20 protein-coding genes, 1 tRNA gene and 1 other RNA gene are annotated in these 20,835 nt (G+C 68.8%); 11 read left to right on the forward strand and 11 right to left on the reverse strand.

Going from position 1 to position 20,835, the window contains the following annotated elements; translation table 11 throughout:
* Positions 1 to 29: 29 nt before the first annotated feature.
* Complete coding sequence (gene hisB, locus KAJ83_RS04830) at positions 30 to 659, reverse strand: imidazoleglycerol-phosphate dehydratase HisB (protein ID WP_210680907.1); 630 nt, start codon at positions 657 to 659, stop codon at positions 30 to 32.
* A 132-nt stretch (positions 660 to 791) separates the two neighbouring features.
* On the reverse strand, positions 792 to 2,222 hold the full coding sequence (locus KAJ83_RS04835) for a S1C family serine protease (RefSeq protein ID WP_210680908.1): 1,431 nt from the start codon (positions 2,220 to 2,222) through the stop codon (positions 792 to 794).
* Between the two features lie 197 nt (positions 2,223 to 2,419).
* Here KAJ83_RS04835 and hslV point away from each other — a divergent pair, with 197 nt between their 5' ends.
* Both hslV and hslU read left to right on the forward strand, forming a co-directional pair.
* A complete protein-coding gene (gene hslV, locus KAJ83_RS04840; protein WP_281413095.1) occupies positions 2,420 to 2,977 on the forward strand; it encodes an ATP-dependent protease subunit HslV in 558 nt (185 codons plus the stop codon).
* Positions 2,978 to 3,045: 68 nt separating this feature from the next.
* The gene (hslU, locus tag KAJ83_RS04845) at positions 3,046 to 4,356 is read left to right on the forward strand and encodes an ATP-dependent protease ATPase subunit HslU (protein ID WP_210680909.1); all 1,311 of its coding nucleotides are present in this window, start codon (positions 3,046 to 3,048) and stop codon (positions 4,354 to 4,356) included.
* Between the two features lie 21 nt (positions 4,357 to 4,377).
* Here hslU and nudC read toward each other — a convergent pair whose 3' ends face one another.
* On the reverse strand, positions 4,378 to 5,340 hold the full coding sequence (gene nudC / locus KAJ83_RS04850; protein WP_246484254.1) for an NAD(+) diphosphatase: 963 nt from the start codon (positions 5,338 to 5,340) through the stop codon (positions 4,378 to 4,380).
* 125 nt (positions 5,341 to 5,465) lie between these two features.
* Between nudC and ffs the strand changes: the two genes are divergently transcribed.
* The 8 genes from ffs (at position 5,466) to KAJ83_RS04890 (ending at position 12,624) form a co-directional block, all read left to right on the forward strand.
* Positions 5,466 to 5,560, forward strand: an RNA gene (ffs, locus tag KAJ83_RS04855) — signal recognition particle sRNA small type.
* Between the two features lie 359 nt (positions 5,561 to 5,919).
* Positions 5,920 to 7,920, forward strand: coding sequence for a DNA polymerase III subunit gamma/tau (locus KAJ83_RS04860; protein ID WP_246484275.1), 2,001 nt, complete (start codon positions 5,920 to 5,922; stop codon positions 7,918 to 7,920).
* 69 nt (positions 7,921 to 7,989) lie between these two features.
* Positions 7,990 to 8,313, forward strand: a complete 324-nt coding sequence (locus KAJ83_RS04865) for a YbaB/EbfC family nucleoid-associated protein (protein ID WP_210680910.1) — start codon at positions 7,990 to 7,992, stop codon at positions 8,311 to 8,313.
* A gap of 22 nt (positions 8,314 to 8,335) precedes the next feature.
* Positions 8,336 to 8,926: a recombination mediator RecR gene (gene recR, locus KAJ83_RS04870; protein WP_210680911.1), complete on the forward strand. Its 591-nt coding sequence runs from the start codon at positions 8,336 to 8,338 to the stop codon at positions 8,924 to 8,926.
* A 31-nt stretch (positions 8,927 to 8,957) separates the two neighbouring features.
* Positions 8,958 to 9,710 (forward strand): type 1 glutamine amidotransferase, encoded by a 753-nt coding sequence (locus tag KAJ83_RS04875; RefSeq protein ID WP_210680912.1) that lies wholly within the window; start codon positions 8,958 to 8,960, stop codon positions 9,708 to 9,710.
* Positions 9,707 to 11,242, forward strand: coding sequence for a DUF4139 domain-containing protein (locus KAJ83_RS04880; protein WP_210680913.1), 1,536 nt, complete (start codon positions 9,707 to 9,709; stop codon positions 11,240 to 11,242). Before KAJ83_RS04875 ends, KAJ83_RS04880 begins: the two co-directional genes overlap by 4 nt.
* A complete protein-coding gene (locus KAJ83_RS04885) occupies positions 11,239 to 11,715 on the forward strand; it encodes a DUF3429 domain-containing protein (protein WP_210680914.1) in 477 nt (158 codons plus the stop codon). The genes KAJ83_RS04880 and KAJ83_RS04885 overlap by 4 nt, the downstream gene beginning before the upstream one ends.
* A 3-nt stretch (positions 11,716 to 11,718) precedes the next feature.
* Complete coding sequence (locus KAJ83_RS04890) at positions 11,719 to 12,624, forward strand: beta-keto acid cleavage family enzyme (protein ID WP_210680915.1); 906 nt, start codon at positions 11,719 to 11,721, stop codon at positions 12,622 to 12,624.
* Between the two features lie 33 nt (positions 12,625 to 12,657).
* On the opposite strand, the gene folD is transcribed toward KAJ83_RS04890, so the two are convergent.
* Genes folD through KAJ83_RS04905 form a run of 3 tightly spaced genes read right to left on the reverse strand, consistent with a single transcriptional unit; the run spans position 12,658 to position 14,241 of the window.
* Positions 12,658 to 13,551 (reverse strand): bifunctional methylenetetrahydrofolate dehydrogenase/methenyltetrahydrofolate cyclohydrolase FolD, encoded by an 894-nt coding sequence (folD, locus tag KAJ83_RS04895; protein ID WP_210680916.1) that lies wholly within the window; start codon positions 13,549 to 13,551, stop codon positions 12,658 to 12,660.
* Positions 13,552 to 13,584: 33 nt separating this feature from the next.
* Positions 13,585 to 13,932, reverse strand: a complete 348-nt coding sequence (locus KAJ83_RS04900) for a DUF167 domain-containing protein (protein WP_210680917.1) — start codon at positions 13,930 to 13,932, stop codon at positions 13,585 to 13,587.
* A gap of 3 nt (positions 13,933 to 13,935) precedes the next feature.
* Positions 13,936 to 14,241, reverse strand: coding sequence for a YggT family protein (locus KAJ83_RS04905; RefSeq protein ID WP_210680918.1), 306 nt, complete (start codon positions 14,239 to 14,241; stop codon positions 13,936 to 13,938).
* Between the two features lie 193 nt (positions 14,242 to 14,434).
* Between KAJ83_RS04905 and KAJ83_RS04910 the strand changes: the two genes are divergently transcribed.
* Positions 14,435 to 14,510, forward strand: a tRNA-Ala gene (locus KAJ83_RS04910).
* 89 nt (positions 14,511 to 14,599) lie between these two features.
* Here KAJ83_RS04910 and KAJ83_RS04915 read toward each other — a convergent pair.
* The 5 genes from KAJ83_RS04915 to KAJ83_RS19610 all read right to left on the reverse strand — a co-directional run bounded on the left by KAJ83_RS04915 (position 14,600) and on the right by KAJ83_RS19610 (position 20,742).
* On the reverse strand, positions 14,600 to 15,520 hold the full coding sequence (locus KAJ83_RS04915) for a trypsin-like serine peptidase (protein ID WP_210680919.1): 921 nt from the start codon (positions 15,518 to 15,520) through the stop codon (positions 14,600 to 14,602).
* 146 nt (positions 15,521 to 15,666) lie between these two features.
* Complete coding sequence (locus KAJ83_RS04920) at positions 15,667 to 16,152, reverse strand: hypothetical protein (RefSeq protein ID WP_210680920.1); 486 nt, start codon at positions 16,150 to 16,152, stop codon at positions 15,667 to 15,669.
* Between the two features lie 66 nt (positions 16,153 to 16,218).
* On the reverse strand, positions 16,219 to 17,685 hold the full coding sequence (gene rfaE1, locus KAJ83_RS04925) for a D-glycero-beta-D-manno-heptose-7-phosphate kinase (RefSeq protein ID WP_210680921.1): 1,467 nt from the start codon (positions 17,683 to 17,685) through the stop codon (positions 16,219 to 16,221).
* 33 nt (positions 17,686 to 17,718) lie between these two features.
* Positions 17,719 to 18,522, reverse strand: a complete 804-nt coding sequence (locus KAJ83_RS04930) for a metallophosphoesterase (RefSeq protein ID WP_210680922.1) — start codon at positions 18,520 to 18,522, stop codon at positions 17,719 to 17,721.
* A 66-nt stretch (positions 18,523 to 18,588) separates the two neighbouring features.
* Entirely contained in the window at positions 18,589 to 20,742 is a 2,154-nt protein-coding gene (locus KAJ83_RS19610) for an HD domain-containing phosphohydrolase (RefSeq protein WP_210680923.1), read from the reverse strand.
* Positions 20,743 to 20,835 lie beyond the last annotated feature (93 nt).

Below are 20,835 nucleotides of genomic sequence, written 5' to 3' on the forward strand. Positions count from 1 at the left end.
GCGCTGTTCCCATTACCAAGGGTGAGATATCAGGAGCGCGCGGCCGGCGCCGCCGCCATGCCGGCGACCCCGCCGAGCGCGCCCTTGGTCGAGGGCACCTGATCGGCCTTGCGCGGGTCGATCGCCACCGCCGCCTTGAGCGCGCGGGCGAGGCCCTTGAAGGCGCTCTCGATCTTATGGTGGTTGTTCTCGCCGTGCAGCGTCTCGACATGGACGTTGGCGCCCAGCGCCTGGGCGAAGGCCTGGTACCATTCCTTGAACAGCTCGGTATCGAAATCGCCCAGCTTGTCCCGGGTGAAGGCGACCTTCCACACCAGATAGGGACGGCCGGAAAGGTCGAGGGCGACGCGCGTCAGCGTCTCGTCCATCGGAATGACGGCATCGCCGAAGCGCTCGATCCCCTTGCGCTCGCCCAGCGCCTTGGCGATCGCCTCGCCGATGGCGTAGCCGGAATCCTCGGTCGTGTGGTGGAAATCGATATGCAGGTCGCCTTCCGCGCGCACGGTAAGGTCGACCAACCCGTGCCGGCCGAGTTGATCCAACATGTGATCGAGGAAACCGATCCCGGTCGCGATATCGGTCTTGCCGGTGCCGTCCAGATCGACGGACACGGCGATCCGCGTCTCCTTCGTGACGCGCTCGACGCTGGCGGTGCGCATGGCGAATCCCTTCTCCGTGCGGCGCGAACAGGGGCCGCAAGGCGCGGTTATACCCGCCGATAGGGCGCTTGGCCAGGGATGGCGCGCCCGATCGGCGGGACAACGCATCGGGACCGCGTCGTCCCTATCGGGTTAGAGGGCCGCGGCTTCTTCCGTCGTGATCCTGACATTCAGGAAGTGCAACGCATCGGCGATCGGAATGAAGAAGTTGGCGCCGACGGAGTAGCTGCCCGGCCCGTATCCCGAGACCGCGACCGCGACCACGTTGCCATTGGCGTCGAGCAGGGGGCCGCCGCTATTGCCGCCCTGAATATCGACGTCCGCCTGGATCAGTCGAAGCCCGGTTTGCTCCGACCGGCGGGTGGCGCTGACCACGCCGCGCGTCACGGTGGAGCGCAGCGCCTCCTTCAACGGGTTGCCGACGGCATAGACATCCTCGGTCACTTCCGGTTCCGCCGTGCGGATCGGGAAGGGGTTGCCGCCGGTCAACGGGACCTTGATCAGCGCGATGTCACGCTGCTTGTGGCGGCGCAGGACGGTGCCCGTCACCTCGATTCCGTTGCGCAGCACGACGGCCACCTGCTCGGCGTTCCCCGTGACGTGGTGGTTGGTCAGGATATAGCCGTCGCGCGAGATCAGGAATCCGGAGCCCAGCCCCGTCCCGGTGCGAATCGAGACCGTGGAATCCAGAACCGCGTCCAGTGTCTCGCGGATCGGCAGGGTGCGCAGCCTGTTGGCCTCGATCAGGATGGGCTCGTCCGCCAGGGGCTGGGAGCGGAAGGTCTCGGTCTCGCTGGTGGAGAGAAGGGCGGCGAAGTCGGGATCGACCGCCAGCTTTTCCGTGGCGGCGCCCCAGGCGTCGAAGAAGGCATCCGTGATTCCGGTCTGCTTCGGCTTCTTCTGGATGCCGTACCCCTTGGAGGTGAAGGTTTCGACCGGCTCCTTGCGCAGCGGGTCGTAGACGATCCAATCGACCTCGATCTGGATCTCGGCGGAGTATTTGCCAAGCGGCCGGCCGTCCCACCAATGATGTTCCTCGCACCCGTTGCCGACCATTTCGGCCAGCCGCGCGCCGAGGAGATATTGGGCCCGGTTGCGGTCGTCATCGACCTCGAACATCGCCTCCGGGTCGCCCGCCAGGTCGAAGCCCCTCTGGGCGAGGGCCTTGTGGATCATGGTGCCGACCTCTCCGTCCCAATTGCCGAGGAACTTGCCGGTCGCCCGCCATTCGTAAACGGACTCGCCCTGATGCCGGTAGTTGCACAAGGAGCCGCCCAGCCCCTCGACTCCGCCGGCGGGGAAATGCATCACGACGGTTCCATGCCGGATCGCGCTGATCGCGCTGGTGAAGGCGATCGGCTTGTACTTGCTCTCCCCGAACATCGCGGCCTGGGCGATCTCGTCCGCGTCCGCCTGGGCCTCGATCGCGGTCGGGGCGTCCGGGTCCGGACGGTCGAGCACCATCGGCGCGGTCGTGTTGCAGGCGGCCAGGACGGCCAGGACGACAAGCAGCGAGATGGACGCGCGAACGCGGGCGCACGCGCGCTGAACATGGACCGGCATGATAAGGACCCTCTCCCCAACGAAACGCAATTACGACGTGCAGTTTAATCGTGGACAACCGGATATGCCATATGGAGATATGATTTTTGCGCGGGCGGGCGTCCGGCATCCCTCCCGCCTTCCTTCGGGCCGCGTCCACTTTCCGATTGACCCCCGTCGCGCGGCATCCCATATCGCGGCGCATGACGGACAAGGCGATGAACTCTCCCGCCGAGATGCATGGCACGACGATCCTGGCCGTGCGCAAGGGGGCGGATGTCGTGGTGGCCGGCGATGGGCAGGTCACCCTCGGCAATACGGTCTTCAAATCCAATGCGCGCAAGGTGCGGCGCCTCGCGAACGGGCGCGTGATCGCCGGTTTCGCGGGCGCGACGGCGGATGCCTTCACGCTGTTCGAGCGGCTGGAGGCGAAGCTGGAACAATATCCGACCCAGCTTACCCGCGCCTGCGTCGAGCTTGCCAAGGACTGGCGCACCGACCGCTATCTGCGCCGGTTGGAGGCGATGATGGCGGTGGCGGACAGCGAGGTGTCGCTGATCCTCTCCGGCACCGGCGACGTGATCGAACCGGAGGACGGGCTGATCGGCATCGGCTCCGGAGGCGCCTACGCGCTGGCGGCGGCCCGGGCGCTCGCCGACCGGGAGGACATGGACGCGGAGGCGATCGCGCGCCGCGCCATGGATATCGCCGCCGGCATCTGCATCTATACCAATGGCGAGATCGCGGTCGAGACGCTGAAGCCCGGCGCCGCCTGAGGCCGGGACACGCGTCCCGCCCGATCCGCGATCCAGTTCGAGAGTCCAGTCGAAAGGCCGCTTTCCCCATGACCGCATTCAGCCCGCGCGAGATCGTCTCCGAACTCGACCGCTTCATCATCGGCCAGCGCGAGGCCAAGCGCGCCGTGGCCATCGCCCTGCGCAACCGCTGGCGCCGCCAGCAGCTCGACGAGACGCTGCGCGAGGAGGTGCTGCCCAAGAACATCCTGATGATCGGCCCGACCGGGTGTGGCAAGACGGAGATCGCCCGGCGGCTGGCCAAGCTGGCCGAGGCGCCCTTCATCAAGGTCGAGGCGACGAAGTTCACCGAGGTCGGCTATGTCGGACGCGACGTTGAGCAGATCGTGCGGGATCTGGTCGAGGCCGCGATCCAGATGGCCTCCGACAAGCAGCGCCGGGCCATGCGGCCCCAGGCCGAACTGGCGGCGGAGGAACGGGTGATCTCCGCCCTGGTCGGCGATAACGCGGGCGACAGCACGCGCCAGTCCTTCCGCAAGAAGCTGCGCGAGGGCGAACTCGACGACAAGGAAATCGAGGTCGAGTTGCAGGACCAGGGCGGCGGCATGCCGACCATGGAAATTCCCGGCATGCCGGGCGCGCAGATGGGCATGGTCAATCTGGGCGACATCTTCGGCAAGGCCTTCGGCGGGCGCACGAAGAAGCGCAAGATGACGGTCAAGAACAGCTACGACGTGCTGGTGGCGGAGGAGGCCGACAAGCTCCTCGACCACGAGGCGATCAAGCTGGAGGCGATCGGCAATGTCGAGCAGAACGGCATCGCCTTCATCGACGAGATCGACAAGATCACCATCCGCCAGGAACGCGCCGGCGGCGGCGATGTCAGCCGTGAGGGCGTGCAGCGCGACCTGCTGCCACTGATCGAGGGCACGACCGTCTCCACCAAGCATGGCGCGGTGAAGACGGATCATATCCTCTTCATCGCTTCCGGTGCCTTCCACCTGGCCAAGCCGTCGGACATGCTGCCGGAATTGCAGGGGCGCCTGCCGATCCGGGTCAATCTGACCGCCCTGACGGAGGAGGATTTCGGCCGCATCCTGCGCGAGACCGAGAATTCGCTGATCAAGCAGTCGGTGGCCCTGCTGGGGACGGAGGAGGTGACGCTCTCCTTCAGCGAGGAGGCGATCGACGAGATCGCGCGCCTTTCCGCCGCGATCAATCAATCGGTGGAGAATATCGGCGCTCGGCGTCTGCACACGGTGATCGAAAAGCTGCTGGAGGAAATTTCCTACACCGCCTCCGACCGCGCCGGCGAGACGGTGGAAATCGACGCGGCCTATGTCGAGAGCCAGGTCGGCCATCTGGCCGCCGACGCGGATCTGTCGAAATTCATTCTGTAGCGGCAGGCCGTTTCGGAGCGGTCATTTCGCGCCGTCGGCCAGCCAATCCTCGATCAGGCGCCGCGCGATGCTGTCCGGGCGGGGCAGCTTGAAGCTCTCGTCCTCCGGACTGGCCAACAACTCCGCGCGGCTCATCCAGCGCGCGCTTTCGATCTCGTCCTCCGCCACCCGGAGGTCGAAGCCGGTGGCGCGCGCCGTGAAGCCCAGCATGATGGAGGAGGGGAAGGGCCAGGGCTGGCTCGATTTATAGGTGACGTCGGCGACCGGCAGGCCGACCTCCTCCATCACCTCGCGCGCGACGGCGTCCTCCAGGCTCTCACCCGGCTCGACGAAGCCGGCCAGGACCGAATGCATGCCCGGCGGCCAGACCGGCTGGCGGCCCAGCACCGCGCGGTCGCCGCCGTCATGGATCAACATGATGACGGCCGGGTCGGTGCGCGGGAAATGCACGGCCCCGCAGGCCGCGTTGGTGCAGCGCCGCTCATGCCCGCCCTTCGCGGCCTCCGCCGGGTGGCCGCAGGCGCCGCAGAAGCGATGGCGCCGGTCCCAATGCACCATGCCGCGCGCATAGGCCAGGATCGCGCCGGCCTCGTGGTTCAGCGCCGGGCCGGTCTTGCGCAGATCCTCGAACGCGCCGCCGAGACTCTCCGGCGCCGCCTCTCCGGTGCCCAGGTCCAGCGCGAAATAGGGCCGGCGCAGATCGTCGAGCCCCAGGAAGATGCCGACGCCGCCCCCACCGGTGGCCTCGACCGCGACGGCCATCTCCTCGACGGAAAGGAACCGCGCCGTCACGTCGCCGTCGGTGTAATCCACCAATGTCGCCTGCTGCCAGACCGGCACGTAGCGGGCGTTCCCGGCCATGGCGAAATCGCCCAGCGCCGCCCCGTCGCGCCGCATCTCGTCCGCCCGGTCGAGCGGCCCGGAGGCGTAGCGGTTGGCGGGATGGGCGTGGTGCGGAACGGATCGGCGGGGCAGCATTTTCATGATGGGGAAAAGTGGCACGGAGGGGCGGGGGCGACAATCCTATTCCCTATACGGAACCCGCCCCTAGGAATCTGGAGGAATCGGGTTGCACTCCCCCGGGGCGATCCTGATATAAGGCGCTTGGAAGGCCGGACGGCGGGCGGGCGCCTCGCCAACCCGGTCAGGTCCGGAAGGAAGCAGCCGTAACGAGTTTCCGCCCGGGTCGTCGCTCCGGTCTTCCGCCGCTTTTCCCACTTTTTCCCGACCGAGACGATCCCACTCGCTGGTCCCAACAATCTGTTGGGTTCACCGCTTGGCGCCGCTATTGTCGGGGCGATGAGTGCCAGCGACGACATGGACCGCGACGATGAGACCGGGGAGGACGGCGCGCCGGAGGCGCCGCCGCCCGGCCCTAATCTGTTTGGGGAGGAGACCCCGCCCCCCGAGCCCGAAGCCTCCGAACCGGAACCGCCCGAAAGCGATTCCGCCCCGGCCGAGGGCGAGGGCGCCCCAGTGAACGCCTCGGTGAACGCGCCGGTGAACTCTCCCCCGGATTCCCCGGCGGAGGCGACCTCCGCCGAGCATCCCGCCGAACCGCCGATGGGCGAAGCCGCCGGGAAGAAATCCGACGCCTATCGCGTTCTCGCCCGGAAATACCGGCCGACCAATTTCGAGGAGTTGATCGGGCAGGAGCCGTTGGTCCGCACCCTGACCAACGCGATCAACGCCAACCGCATCGCCCAGGCCTTCGTGCTGACCGGCGTGCGCGGGGTGGGCAAGACGACGACGGCGCGCATCATCGCCAAGGCCCTCAACTGCACCGGCCCGGACGGAACGGGCGGGCCGACGACCAGCCCCTGCGGCCGGTGCGAGAACTGCCTGGCCATCGCCAGCGACCGCCATGTCGACGTGATCGAGATGGACGCGGCCAGCCGCACCGGGGTCAACGATATCCGCGACCTGATCGACGGCGTGCGCTACCGCCCGACATCGGCGCGCTACAAGGTCTATATCCTGGACGAGGTGCACATGCTCTCGAACCAGGCCTTCAACGCGTTGCTGAAGACGTTGGAGGAGCCGCCGGCGCATGTGAAGTTCGTCTTCGCCACGACCGAAATCCGCAAGGTCCCCGTCACCGTCCTAAGCCGGTGCCAGCGCTTCGACCTTCGCCGCGTTCCCGTGGAACAGCTTTCCGGTCATTTCCGCCGCGTGGCGGAGGCCGAGGGGATGGGCGTCGAGGACGAGGCGCTCGCCATGATCGCGCGGGCCGCCGACGGCTCCGTGCGCGACGGGCTGTCGATCCTGGATCAGGCCATCGCCCTTTCCTCCGGCACGGTCGAGGGGGCGCGGGTGCGCGACATGCTCGGCCTCGCCGACCGGGCGCGGATCTACGATCTTTACGACGCGGTGATGAAGGGCGATGCGGCCGGCGCGCTCGACGTGCTGGGGGGGCTCTATGATGTGGGCGCGGACCCGGCGGTGGTGATCCAGGACATGCTGGATATCACCCATTGGCTGACCCGCGCCAAGATCGTGCCGGGCCTGTTCGATCAGTCCACGACGCCTGAGTTGGAGCGCACGCGCGGCCGCGAGATGGCCGAGCGCCTCAGCATGCCGATCCTGAGCCGCGCCTGGCAGATGTTGATGAAGGGGCTGGGGGAGGTGCGCGAGGCGCCGTCCCCCATCCAGGCGGCGGAGATGGTGCTGATTCGCCTGATCCATGCCGCCGACATGCCGCCGCCGGGCGATTTGATCAAGCAGTTGCGCGGCGCGGACGGGGGCGCGGCGTCCACGACGGGTGGCGCGGCGACGGGCGGCGCGGCCCCATCCGGTGGCGGTGCGCCGCCCGCGAGCGGTGCCGGTCCGAATGCCGTATCCCAGGCGGCGGCGCCGGGCGCCGCCGCACCGCAACAGGCCCCGACCGCCCAAGCCCGAACCACCCGCCTCCCGACCGCCCAGGCGGAGCAGGGCGGCGCCCGTACGGCCCTTCAGTCGGCGCCCCAGCCGGTCGAGACCGAGGCCCCCGCCCCGAATTCGGCGCCCGCGCTGTCCCCCGCGCTGTCCAATGATCCGATACCGCAGGATTTTCGCGCGCTGGTCGCCCTGGCGGAGAAGCGCAAGGAATTGCGCATCGCCAGCGCGCTGCGCCGCCATGTCCATCCCGTCGCGCTGGAGCGCGGGCGGCTGGAATTCCGGCTCTCCGACAGCGCGCCGCGTGATCTGAAGGAACTGCCGGGTCAATTGACCCGCAAGCTTACCGACTGGACGGGGGAGCGCTGGATCGTCAGCCTCTCCAACGCGCCCGGCGCGCCGACGATCGTCGAGCAGGAAAAGGCGAACGAACGCGCCCGCCTGTCCCGCGCGGAGGGCGACCCGCTGGTCCAGGCGATCAAGTCCGCCTTCCCGGGGGCGGAGATCGTCCGCGTCACGGGCCGCGATACCGGAGGTGGACCGGAGGTTTCGTCCACCGGCGAAGAAAGCGGCGATTCCGGGACCGGTCTTGATCCCGACCCCACGGCGACCCCATTTCCCGATCCGGGGCCGGAGGATGACGAGCCGCCGCCATGGGAAGACGGCGACCCCGGACCCTTCGACCCCTGAGCCGCTCGCACGCCCCCTTGGGGCGCGCGCCGTGAATGACCGACAACCGTCGAGAGAGGCCGACCGCCGATGAAGAACATGGCCAATATGATGAAGCAGGCGCAGGAAATGCAGCAGCGCATGCAGGAAATGCAGCAGCAGATGGAGGAGATGGAGGTCATGGGCACCGCCGGCGGCGGCATGGTCTCCGCCACCGTCACGGGCCGGTCCAAGCTGCGCCGGGTGGAGATCGACCCCTCGCTCCTCAAGGAGGACGAGAAGGAGGTGCTGGAGGATCTGCTGGTCGCGGCGGTCAACGACGCCCAGACCAAGGCCGAGGAACGCATGCAGGAGGAAACCCAGAAGCTGATGGGCGGCCTGCAACTTCCCCCCGGCATGAAGCTGCCTTTCTGATCGCCGGGCGCGACGGGTTTCGATGCAGGAGATCGACCGGCTGATCCAGCTTCTGGCCCGGCTCCCGGGCCTCGGGCCGCGCTCCGCCCGGCGGGCGGCACTCGACCTCGTGCGTAAGCGCGAAAGCCTGATGCGTCCGCTGGCGACCGCGCTCGCCGAGGCGGCGGACGCGATCCGCACCTGTTCGACCTGCGGCAATCTGGATACGGCCGACCCCTGTCATATCTGCACCGACGAACGGCGCGACCCGACGCTGATCTGCGTGGTGGAGCAGGTGGGCGATCTTTGGGCGCTGGAACGCGCGGCCGGTTTCAAGGGGCGCTATCACGTATTGGGCGGGGTGCTCTCCGCCCTCGACGGGGTGGGGCCGGAGGATCTGACGATCGCGCAATTGTTGGCCCGGGTCGGCGGCGACAGCCCGGTCACCGAGATCATTCTTGCCACGAATCTGACCGTGGACGGTCAAACCACCGCCCATTACATCACCGAACGTCTGGCGGAAAGCGGGGTGCGCGTGACCCGCCTTGCCCACGGGGTGCCGGTGGGCGGGGAACTCGACTATCTCGACGACGGCACGTTGAGCGCCGCGCTGAAGGCGCGCCAAGCCCTCTAGACCACCCTTTCGGAAACAGAGTTTGCCATCCATGGCGGAGCCCCTCAAACGCCTCACCTTCATCGGCCAGCTCGGCGCGCCGGGACGTTACGACCCCGCGCTGTTCGCGGACGAGCCCGGCGGCGACGACGAGACCGTCTGGTTCGAGGCGACGCTGCGCCGCGCCGGCGTGCGCGAGAGCGTGCGCTATGAGGGGCGGCGGGTCTGTCACGGCGCGCCCCTGCCCCCGATCGACGGGCCGGACGCGCCGGAAGTGGTGGTGGTCGGCGGTTCCTTCCACAGCGTGCATGACGACCTGCCCTGGCAGCGCGCCCTGACCGACTGGCTGCGGGCGCAGCGCGCGCGGGGGGATGCGGGCCCGATCGTCCTGGGCATTTGCGGCGGTCATCAGATCATGGCCCGCGCGCTCGGCGCGCCGGTCGCGAAGGTGACGGGCGGCACCGTGGCCGCGACCCTGCCGGTCGATCTGACGGCGGCCGGGGCGGCGCATCCGCTGTTCCGCGACCTGCCGCGCCCGCCGCGGTTTCATTTCGGCAACGAGGAACATGTCGTCCAGCCGCCGGAAGGCGCCACGATCCTGGCCACGCGCGCGGAGATGCCGGCGGTTGCCCTCGATTTCGGCGGCGGCTGGTATTCCGTTCAGTTCCATCCCGAAGCCGAGGCGGCGCCCTTCGCGCGAAGCTGGGGCCGGGATGCGCTCCACTACGCGAACAACTATGTCGAGGTGCCGGAGACCGCGCGTCTTATCCGGAATTTCCTCGATCTGGAAAGGAGACCCCGATGACACCCTGTCGCGCGCGCAAACATGCTCTGCTGGCGGCCGCCGGGCTCACGGCGCTTGCCTGTCTTGTCGCCGTGCCGCGGCCCGCCGCCGCCCAATCGGCCACCCAATCGACCGAGCAGGGAACCGCCACGGTCCCGGTCCCGGCGGCGGACGCGCACGACATCGTGCTCTATCGCGACGGCCCGGCGGAGGTGACGGAGGCCCGGCCGCTCGCTTTGCCGGACGGCGCGCGCCGTCTGGTCGCGGACGGTCTGCCGGAGACCGCCATCGACGACAGCCTGAGCGCCGCCCTGGTCCCGTCGGAGAGCGCCGCCGCCATCCTGCCGGAGGCCGTCACCCTGCAAGCCGCCGAGACCCAGGCATATGGTCTCCTGGCGCGGTTGATCGGCCAGGAGATCACCTGGCTCGTCCCCAACCCGTCCGCCGGGCCGGGCGAACCGGCCGAACGCGCGATCACCGGCATCCTGCGCGCGGCCGGGGCGGGGGAGCCCGTGGTGGAGCGCGACGGCGGGTTGGAGGTGCTGCCGCCGGGCCGGTTGCGCCTGGACAGCATTCCGGCGGACCTCGCGCTCAACCGCTCCGCGACCGTCGAGATCGACGCGCCGGCGGGAACCTCGACATTGTTTCTGCGCTATACCGCCGGAGGTCTCGCCTGGGATGCGCGCTACGCGGTCGAGGTGGCGCATGACGGAACGTCCGTCCACTTCTCTGGCGACTATCTGATTGTCAATACAAGCCGCGAGGATTACGAATCCGCCCGCCTGCGTCTCGTCGCCGGGGACGTGCCGCGCATCGCGCGGCCGCGCCCGGTCCAGAAGGAGGCGATGCAGGCGATGGCCTATCGCACCATGTCGGCCTCCGATTCCGGCGGGGGACCGCCCTCGGTCGCGGCGGTGGGGGAGCGGCAGATATTCTCCGTCTCGCGCCCGGTCACCTTGGCGGGGAGCAGCACGGTGCGCCGCCCGCTTTTCAAGTCGGTGACCCTGCCGGCGGAACGGCATTACCGGCTGACGGGACAGGGCGAGGCCTGGATCGGCCGCGCCCCGGACGAAAGCGAGCGCCTGCGCCCGCGCGTCGAGGTCACGTTCGTGAACGACGCGGACGGCCCGCTCGCCCGGCCCCTGCCGGCGGGCGAGGTGTCGGTGCGCGCGCCGGATGACGGCGCGCTCTCCACCCTGCTGCTGGCGGAAGCGCGGATGCCGGCCACGGCGGTCGGCGAGCGCGTGGCCCTCGATCTCGGCGAGGCCTTCGATGTCGGGGCGCGGCGGCGTCTCGCCAGTTTCGAATGGCGCGGCGAACCGGACGAGCGCACCGGCCGCCGCCCCTACACGGCGCGGCACGAGATCGTGCTGACCAACGCCAAGAAGACGCCCGTCACGGTCGATATCCTGGATCGTTTCAACGGCGAATGGCAGGTCACGGACTCAAGCCATCCGGTGACGCGCGCGGATGCCCGTACCGCCAGCTTCGAGGTCGAGGTCCCGGCCGGCGGCGAGACCACCTTCACCTATACCGTGCAGGCGGGGGGATGAGCGCGCCCGACCCGACCCGCATTCCGCGTCCGGCGCTGATCCTGGGCGTCGGGGGGCTGCTGCCCTTCATCGTCGGGGCCGTCGGCGGATGGGTCGCGGCGCCGGGCGACGCCAGCCTCGCCCTCAACGCCATGCTGGGATACGGCGCGGTGATCCTCAGTTTCCTGGGTGGCGCCCATTGGGGACGTGCGCTCGCCCCCGATTTGGCGGCGCGGCCCGGCGGGGCGCGGCTGCTCTGGTCGGTGACGCCGGCCCTGATTGGTTGGGGCGCGATGTTCGCGGGCCAGATCTACGCCGTGCTGACACTTTATATCGCGGCCTTCCTGCTGGCCTTCATCGTCGATCGCAAGGCGGTGGCGGTGGGCATGTTTCCCCCCTGGTACGGGCGGCTGCGCCGCTATCTGACGATCGGGGTGCTGGCCTGCCTGATGGTGGGGCTGATGGCGGTGCTCGACGGTGGGCGGGGTATCTAGACGATGATGGGCGCGGCCGGGGAGGCGGACGCGACCTGGCTGGAGGTCGCCTTGAACGGCCCCTGGGGACCGGCGGCCCAGCCGCGAGCGCCGGTGACCGTCGCCGACTGCATCGCCGAGGGGGTCGCCTGCGCCAAGGCGGGGGCCGCCATCATCCATGTCCATGCCTTCGATCCGGAGACCGGGCGCCAGAACGACGATTGGCAAACCTATGCCCGCATCATCGAGGGCATTCGCGACGCGGTCGACGCTATCGTCTATCCGACCCTGCCCTTCAACGGCGCGGCGGGCCATGGGGGCGGCCTCGACGTCGCGGCGCGCTATGCCCATACGGTGGAACTGGCCACGCGCGGCTTGATCGAATGGTCGGTGGTCGATCCCGGCACGGTGCAGATCGCCGATTTCGACCGGATCGCGGACGATAGGCCCGGCTTCGTCTACAGCAACCCCGAGGATCATGTGCGCGAGGGGCTGCGGCTTGCCGGGCGTTACGGCTTCCATCCGGGCTATGCGATCTATGAGCCGGGCTTCCTGCGGTTCGGCGCGGCGCTCGCCCAACGCTATCCGGATGCGCCGCGCGCGCTCTACCGCTTCATGTTCTCCGATCGGTTCAGCTTCGGCTTCCCACCGCGCGAATGGGCCTTGGCGAGCTATATCGAATTGCTCAGGGAATGCGCGCCGGGCGCGCCCTGGATGGTGGCGGGGCTGCAGGTGGATATCACCGGCCTGATCCCCGCCGCGGTCGCGGCCGGCGGCCATGTGCGCGTGGGGCTGGAGGATGCGGTCCTTGGGCTGGAGCGCGGCAATATCGCGCTGGCGGAGGACGCGGCCGCCCTCATCCACCGGGCCGGCGGCCGATTGGCGGATGCCGCCACGGTCCGCCGCATGGCGCGCGGCGCCGCGGATTAGGCGCGAAACGCCGCCCCTTCCCCTCTCGGCGGATTACATCGCCGGTTCGTCCACCCCATGCTGGCGGCAGCAGGCCGTTACCGTGTTGCGCAGCAGGCAGGCGATCGTCATCGGACCGACGCCGCCCGGCACCGGCGTGATGGCGCCGGCGACTGCCTTCGCGGCTTCCGTATCCACATCGCCGACGAGGCGGGTCTTGCCGTCTTCCTTCGGGATACGGTTGATGCCGACATCGATGACGGTGGCGCCCGGCTTGATCCAGTCGCCCTGGATCATGTTGGGCCGGCCGACGGCGGCGACCAGGATATCGGCCTCGCGGCAGACGGCGGGCAGATCCTGGGTGCGGCTGTGGGCGACGGTGACGGTGCAGCTCTGTTGCAGCAGCAGGTTGAACATCGGCTTGCCGACGATATTCGACCGGCCGACGACGACCGCCTTCTTGCCCGAGAGCCCGTCCTTGCCGAAGCGGTCCTGCAACAGCAACAGGCAACCGAGCGGCGTGCAGGGCACCAGCGCCCCGGCCGATCCGGTGGAAAGCCGCCCGACATTGACGACATGGAAGCCGTCCACGTCCTTGTCCGGGTCGATGGTGGCCAGCACCTTCTCCGCGTCGATCTGATCGGGTAGCGGAAGCTGCACCAGGATGCCGTTGACGGTGGGGTCGGCGTTCAACTCCCGCACCTTGGCGAGCAGCGTTTCCTCGTCGGTGTCGGCGTCCATGCGGAACTCGAGGCTTTCCATGCCCGCCTCGACGGTCTGCTTCGCCTTGTTGCGGACATAGACCTGGCTGGCCGGGTCCTCGCCCACCAGCACGACGGCGAGGCCGGGGGTGATCCCATGCTTATCCTTCAGCGTGGCGACCGCCGCGCCGACGCGCGCGCGCAGTCCTTCCGCGAAGGCCTTGCCGTCGATGATATCCGCCGTCATGGGTGTCGGGTCCTTTCGCCGTGATATGCCGCTTTATCCGCCCTGTTCGAGGCGCGCCCTAATCCCGGCCTCCAGATCGGCGGGGTCGTCGGTCGCGATGCGCACGACCTTATTGCGGCCCGTCGCGCCGGAAACGATCGCGAGCGACGTTTTCGGCAGGCTGAGCGCCTTCGCGAGAAGCTTGACCACCGCCTTGTTCGCCGCGCCGTCCGACGGTGGCGCCGTGACGTGAAGGACGAGGCGCCGCCCCACCGTGCCGGTCTCGTCCGCCGCGTCGACCAGCCCGCCGACCCGCTCGGCCGAGGCCTTGGGCGTCACCTTCAGCGCGATCAGCAGCGCCCCCGTCTCGCGACGGAACGGATCGGCCGGTGTGCCGGCCATATCTCAGCCGTAGGCGATCTGACCGGCCAGCCGGCCGAGCACGCCCTGCAGGAACCAGATGCCCAGTACCAGGACCAGCGGCGACAGGTCGATACCGCCCAGATTGGGCAGGAAGCGCCGGATCGGACGCAGCGCGGGCTCGGTGATGCGATAGAGGAAATCGCCGATCGTGTAGACGATCTGGTTGGAGGTGTTGACCACGTTGAAAGCGACCAACCAACTCAGGATGGCCGAGATGATGATCGCCCAGACATAGATCTGGAGCGCGATCTGCACGACCTGGATCAAGGGCAGTAGAATCGTATCCATGAAGCGGTGCCTTCCTCTTGCGATCCGCCGCACATTAGCCAGCCCCGCTGGGCGGGACAAGAGGCGCGGCTGGGTTTCCCCGGCTTTCCCGGGAGGATGAATCGACCGCTTGACAGGGCCGCCCAAGCTCCACATATTCGCGCCGCTTTCGCCGGGGCCCTTGGGGGTTGCCCGCCGGAAGCGGCCCGATCAAGGGGCTGTAGCTCAGTTGGGAGAGCGTCGCGTTCGCAATGCGAAGGTCAGGGGTTCGAATCCCCTCAGCTCCACCACCGACCCCCGTGCCGAGAGGCCCGGGGGTCGTTTCATTTCGATGGGGTGTTATTCGGGGGGGCCGGGGGATGATATCCGGTGGAAGGCGCTATTGCCTCGGGCCGCTGCGTCCGGGGCGGCCCGAATTCACGGCGTCGGCGCCACCTTCGGTTTCGGCCAGAAGGGCGGCGATCTCCGTCCGGAAGGTGGATAGCGGGACGGCGCTGTTGATCTTCGTTCCGGTCGAAAGCTGTACGTCGGCGGCGCTGTTGATCGCGACGATGCGCAGCCCGTCCTCGGTCTGGAGAGCGATCGGCGCGCCTGAATCGCCCCCCACGATGCGGCAGTGATGGCCGAGCAGGGGCGGCAGTTCCTTGGTTACCTTCAGGAATTGCTCCAACCGGCATGTCGCGTCGAGCGAGATGGCGTGCTGCCGGTCGCGCGGATAACCGGCGAGCGAGAAGTCGGACCTGCCCATCAGCGCCGTATCCGCCTCCCGCTGCACCAGCGAGCGCCAGCCGAGATAGCCGGTCTTCCGTCCGATCGGCTCCTTCAGCACGATCAGCGCCCAGTCGTTCGGCAGATTTAGGGGGCTGGCCCATTTTTCCCCATCGAAGCCGGGGGAGGCGATATAACGCTCGGCCTGGGAATGGGCGACGAATTCGCCGCGCTGATAGCCGGCGACGAAATGAACATAGTCGGGCGCGACCCATTTGCCCGTGGCGCGGAAGAACAGGCAATGGGCGGCCGTCACCACCAGACGTTCGCCGATCAGGGCGCCGGTGCAATGGCCGCGCTGACTGACCGCGACATTGACCCGGCCGACGGCGCTCCACGGATAGCGGCTGGCATCGACCACCGTGCGGTTGGCGGTGGGGGCTTCCCCCTGGGCGGCGGCCTGCTTGATGCCTTGATCCGCGCGCACCGGCGCCACGCCTTGCGGCGCGATCAATAGCGACAGGGCCAGGAAAAGGATCGCGGCCGGCGCCGGACGTCGGCGCGCCCCGCGCGTCATCTGGGATAACAGCATTCGCTTCGGTCCTCACCCCTCGCGGGTCGCGTTCGGGTCGCGCGATCCCATCCCGCACGCCGATACGAACGGCGCCGCCAAGCGTGCGTTCAGCAGAGAATATCGTCCCGCGTGGGGGCGTCCAACCCCCGCGACAATAGGCGCGCTCAAATCAATCGCGCGGCGTCGAGGAAATTGCCGGCGACCGCCCCGGCGGTCGGCGCGCGGTTCCCCGCCGCCTCGAATAGATCGGCGAAGGCGCTGGAGGAAAGCGGACCGGCGGCCTCCGCCGTTCCTGCTGCGCCCTCCGTGCCATCGGCGCCGTCGGCGGTGAAGGCATTGTCGAGGGAGGATGCCGTTTCCTCCGGCGCGGCGAGGGCGAGGAACGTATCGGCCCGAAGGCTGAGGCTCTCGCCGATCAATGTCGGCAGGCGCGGGGTGAAGCCGGCCTCGGCGGGCTCCGCGTCCGCCCCGGCGAGTGGGGGTGCCAGCGGGGGTGCCAGCGGGGGTGCCAGCGGGGATGAAAGCGATGATGACGCATCGCCCCTCGTGCTGGCCAAGGCTTGGGCCAGCGGCGCGCGATTCCCGGTGGCGAGCGGCCGTAGCGTTTCGAGCAGGCCGCCAGCGCTATTCGTTCCGGCGATCTCGGCCATCTGTTGGACCTCCACCCATCGAGGTGGGGGGTATCGGCGGCGCTGTGAAGGGGAAGGTCGGGGACGCTATTTCTCGTCGGCCTGAAGCCGCGCGATGGTGCCGGTGGTGGAATGGCCGTCGAGCAGATCGGCCAGCACCACCCGGCCGCCCCAGTCCTCGACATCCACGGCGCCCACGACCTCCTCGCGGCGATAGTCGGCCCCCTTCACCAGCACATCGGGCTTGAGGCTTCGAATCAGGTCGAGCGGCGTGTCGTCGCCGAAGACGACGACGAGATCGACCGCCTCCAGCGAGGCGAGGACGGCGGCGCGCGCGGCCTCCGCCTGAACCGGACGTGTCGGTCCCTTGAGGCGCGCGACGGAGGCGTCGCTGTTGAGGCCGACCACCAGCCGGTCGCAGGCCGCCCGCGCCTGACGGATCAGCGAGACATGGCCCGGATGCAGCAGGTCGAAGCACCCGTTGGTGAAGCCGACGCGCTTGCCCTGCCGGCGCCAGGCGGCGACCCGGTCCTGGGCGGCGGCGGGCGGGGCGACCTTGCTTTCGCTCCCGGCCCAACTCGCCTCGTGCCAGGCGGCCAGGATCTCCGGTGGATAGGCGACGGCGGTGCCGATCTTGCCGACGACGATGCCGGCGGCCTGATTGGCGAGATGCGCGGCCTCCAGCGGCGTGACCCCGGCGGCCAGCCCGGCGGCGAGGGCCGCCACCACCGTGTCGCCGGCGCCGGCGACGTCGAAGACCTCCCGCGCGCGGGTCGGCAGTTGCGTGACATTGCCCGGCTGCCACAGCGTCATGCCCTGTTCCGAGCGGGTGGCGAGCACGCCGTCGATGCCGCAATTCTCCACCACCCAGCGACAGGCTTGCAGCACCTGCGGGTCGGTGTCCGTCATCCGCTCGGTGGCGAGCGCCAGTTCCTGCCGGTTGGGCGTGATCCAGTGCGCGCGGCGGTATTTCGTGAAGTCCCGGCCTTTCGGGTCGCAGATGACGGGCACGCCCGCCGCGCGCGCCGCGTCGATCAACCGGCGGGCCAGATCCTTGTCGACGACCCCCTTGCCGTAGTCGGAGAGGACGAGCGCGCCCGCCCCGTCGAGCGCGGAGGTCGCCCCGGCGATAAGCGCCTCCCGCGCGTCGTCGTCGAGCGGTCCCGGCTGTTCCCGGTCGGTGCGCAGCAATTGCTGGCCGCCGGCCATGAAGCGGGTCTTGAGGGCGGTCGGCCGGTCCGCGACCTCGACCAACGACGCCGTCACGCCGTCGAGCTCGTCGAGCACCGCGCGCACCCGCCCGGCCGTGTCGTCCCGGCCGACCACGGCCAGAAGATCGGCCCGCGCGCCGAGCGCGGCCAGATTGCGGACCACATTGCCGACGCCACCCAGCGCCTCGCGCTCCCCCTCGATGCCGAGGATGGGGATCGGCGCTTCCGGCGAGATACGCTGGACCGTGCCCTCGACGAAGCGGTCGAGCATGAGGTCGCCGACGCAGACAACCCGCGCGTCGGCCAGACGTTCGATCACCGCCGCGATGTCCGCGCCGCTCATGGTTTCACCGCCCTCCGATGATGGCGCGGGCCGTCAGAAGCCGGCCCGCAGGAACCGACGCTCGGTACCCCAGAAGCAGGCGGCGGTCAATTCGCCGCCATAGCAGGCACCCGTATCGATATCGAGGCGGTTGGGCCGTTCCTCCACCGTCGGAACAGGCGTGTGGCCATGCACGACGAAGGCGCCGAAATCGGCCGTGCTCTCCAGGAAGGGCTTGCGGATCCAGATCAGTTCCGCCGGGTCCTGGGCATCGAGCGGCACGCCCGGACGCACGCCCGCATGAACGAGGAAATAACCGCCCGCCCGGTGGCTGTAGGCGAGGGCGTCGAGGAACCGACGATGCGCCGCCGGCACGGCATGCGCCAGATCGTGGGAGGCGCGCAGCAGGTCGTCCGGATCGTCATGGCGCGCCGGCGGCTCGACATCGTAGCTCTCCAGCGTCTCCGCCCCGCCATTGATCATCCAACTGGGCGCGATGGTAAGATCGCCGATCAGGAAGCGCGTGAAATAATCCTCGTGATTGCCCTTGAGCGTCACGACCGTCACCGGGCGGCCGTCGTCGAGGCCGTGCGGCGCCAGCCCCTCGCGGTCGAGCATCAGGATATCGTCGATCACCCCGGCGGAATCCGGCCCGCGATCGACATAGTCGCCGAGGAAGACGATGCGGATCGCCGTCTGCGCCGTGCCGGCGGCATCCGCCGCGATCCGGCCCAGCAGGATGCGCAGATGCGCGCGGCAGCCATGCACGTCGCCGACGGCATAGAGACGCACCCCATCCGGCGCGGCGGGCGGCGCGGCGGGCGCCGTGTCGGAGAGGTGGGCGGGACGATCCATCATGCCTCGATAGATGGCGGCCCGCCCGCGATCCGTAAAGGCGCGCGCGGGAAGGGCGGAAGCGGGGCCTCAATCGACGTGTTTCGGCCCGTCCTCCTCCGGCAGGTCGCCGAAGTCCTTCCACTTTTCGCGGCCGCCACGGTTGTCGAGCACATTGGCGAGCGCGACGACCACCGCGCGGTCGAATTTCTTATTGCCCTCCTGCAGCAGGATATCGACCGCCCGGTCGAAATCCATGCCGGCGCGCCAGGCGCGGGCGGAGACCATGCCGACGAAGGCATTCGCGGCGGCCGCGATGCGGGCGGTCACCGTGATCTGGTCGCCCTTCAGCCCCTGCGGCGCGCCGGAGCCGTCGAAATTCTCCTGCAACTGCGCCAGCGTGTCGTAGACCGGACCGTCGAAATCGATGCGCTTGACCATCTCCGCGCTGGTCAACACCGATTGCTGGATCATCCGGATTTCCTCGTCGGTAAGTTGGCCCTGCTTGGTCAGGACCTCGGAAGGGACCGAGATCTTACCGAGATTCATCAGGTTTCCGGCGATGTTGGTGGTCTCGATCAGGGTGCGGTCGAGTTCCATCTCCTCCGCCACGGCGCGGGCGACCCGGCCGACGCGCGCGGAATGGTGGGCGGAATAGGGATCGCGTTGATCGACGACGGATACCAGGGTCTCCACGAGCTGGCGCATGGCGAGCTCGCGCTTCTCGCGCTCCTTCACGCTTTCCGTGATGTCCTGGCTGACCATCAGCACGCCGGGTGGAAAATCCTCCCGCGCCGGCAGCGGGATCAGATCGGAGCGATAGACGCGCGGACCGCCCTCGCCCAGCTCCATCTCGTGGGTGAAGCTTTGCGGCTCGCCCTTGGCCAGCGTCTCCTTGATCCAGGCGTTGATCCGCTTGCCCTCGACCGGGCCGAGCACGGCGCTGACATGCTTGTCGAACATGTCGCCCCGCTCCATCCGGGCGAGGTCGAGCGCCTTCTGGTTGAACCAGCGGAAATGCCCGTCCTCGTCCATGATGACGATGACGTTGGGCTGGCTGTCGGTCACCAGATGCATGAAGTTGCGCTGGCCCTGGAAGCGCTTGGCCAGCGTCTCGAAACGGGTCGCGGCCTCGGTCGCGCGCTTCGAGGTGCCGTAGTACCAGAGCGCTACCATGCCGCCCAGCACCAGCAGGATGATCATCCCGAAGACGATCATCAGGGTGTTCAGACGATCCTCGGATTCCGACAGCGCCTCCGACCGGTCGATCTTGTAGAGCAACGACCAGGGTACCTGCTCGAACGCGCGCGCGGTGGCCAGCACCTCCGTCCCGTCATAGTCGGTCTTCAGCGCGAAGCCGCCGGCATTCTGGATCGCCCAGGCCGCCGCGAGATCGGGCGTGTCCATGGCGAGCTTGCTCTTGAGCGGGCCCGTGCCGTCGGCGAGCGGGGTGAGATAGGCGACCGTCTGCCCCTCCTGACGGACCAGCAGGGTCTCGGCCGTGTCCTCGCGCGCGCCGGGTTGTTCCAGCAGCGGGAAAAGCTCCTCGCCGACCTCCTTCACGCCGACGACGGTCGCGATCTGGTTGGCCGCGCTCTCGTCCGATTGCAGCGCGAAGACCGGCATGGCGAAGGCCATGGCCGGATTGCCCGCATTGTTGAGGAACATGTCCGAGATACCGGCCGTGCCCGGCTCCAACGCCGCCAGGAAGGCCTGCAACCGGCCCTGCAAGGGCGGGAAGCCGGGGCTGGAGACCACGATCAGCCCGTCCTGCGCCACCAGCGCGAGACCGGCGACGCCGACGCGGTTGACGTTGGCGTTCACCTCCGGCCCCGAAATCTCGCCCTTGAAACCGGCACGGTCGGCGACGACGGTCAGCAGGTTCTGGAGATAGCCGAGTTCGGCGGGCGCGTCCTCGTCCTCCGCCGTCGTGCCCTCGGAATGCAGCAGTGTCATATAGAGCTGCACCGACTGATTGTCCGCGATGCCGCGCAGATCGGCGAGCTGCGCGTCGAGCCACCGGTCGATATCGGAGAAGCGGCTGTCGGCGACGATGCCCATGCGCGACTGCCAGTCGCGCAGCTCGCGCGCGCGTTCCGACTCGGTGAATTGATAGACCAGATAGAAGCCGATGGCGGCGGCGATCAGCAGCACGCCGCCGGTCACCGCCATGCGGATGGCCGCGCTCTTGCCGCCCTGTTCGGCGCCGGATGCCTTCGCCACGGCCGCGTCGCTCGTGCTCACGGAACCTTGTCTCCCCCTCCGCCGGCGGGCCCGTTTTCATGGCGGGCCTTGTCGCCTCTGTGATATCGCGCACAGACTAGCGTAAGAGGACGC

The organism is Marivibrio halodurans (assembly GCF_017963645.1).
GTDB lineage: Bacteria > Pseudomonadota > Alphaproteobacteria > UBA8366 > Aestuariispiraceae > Marivibrio > Marivibrio halodurans.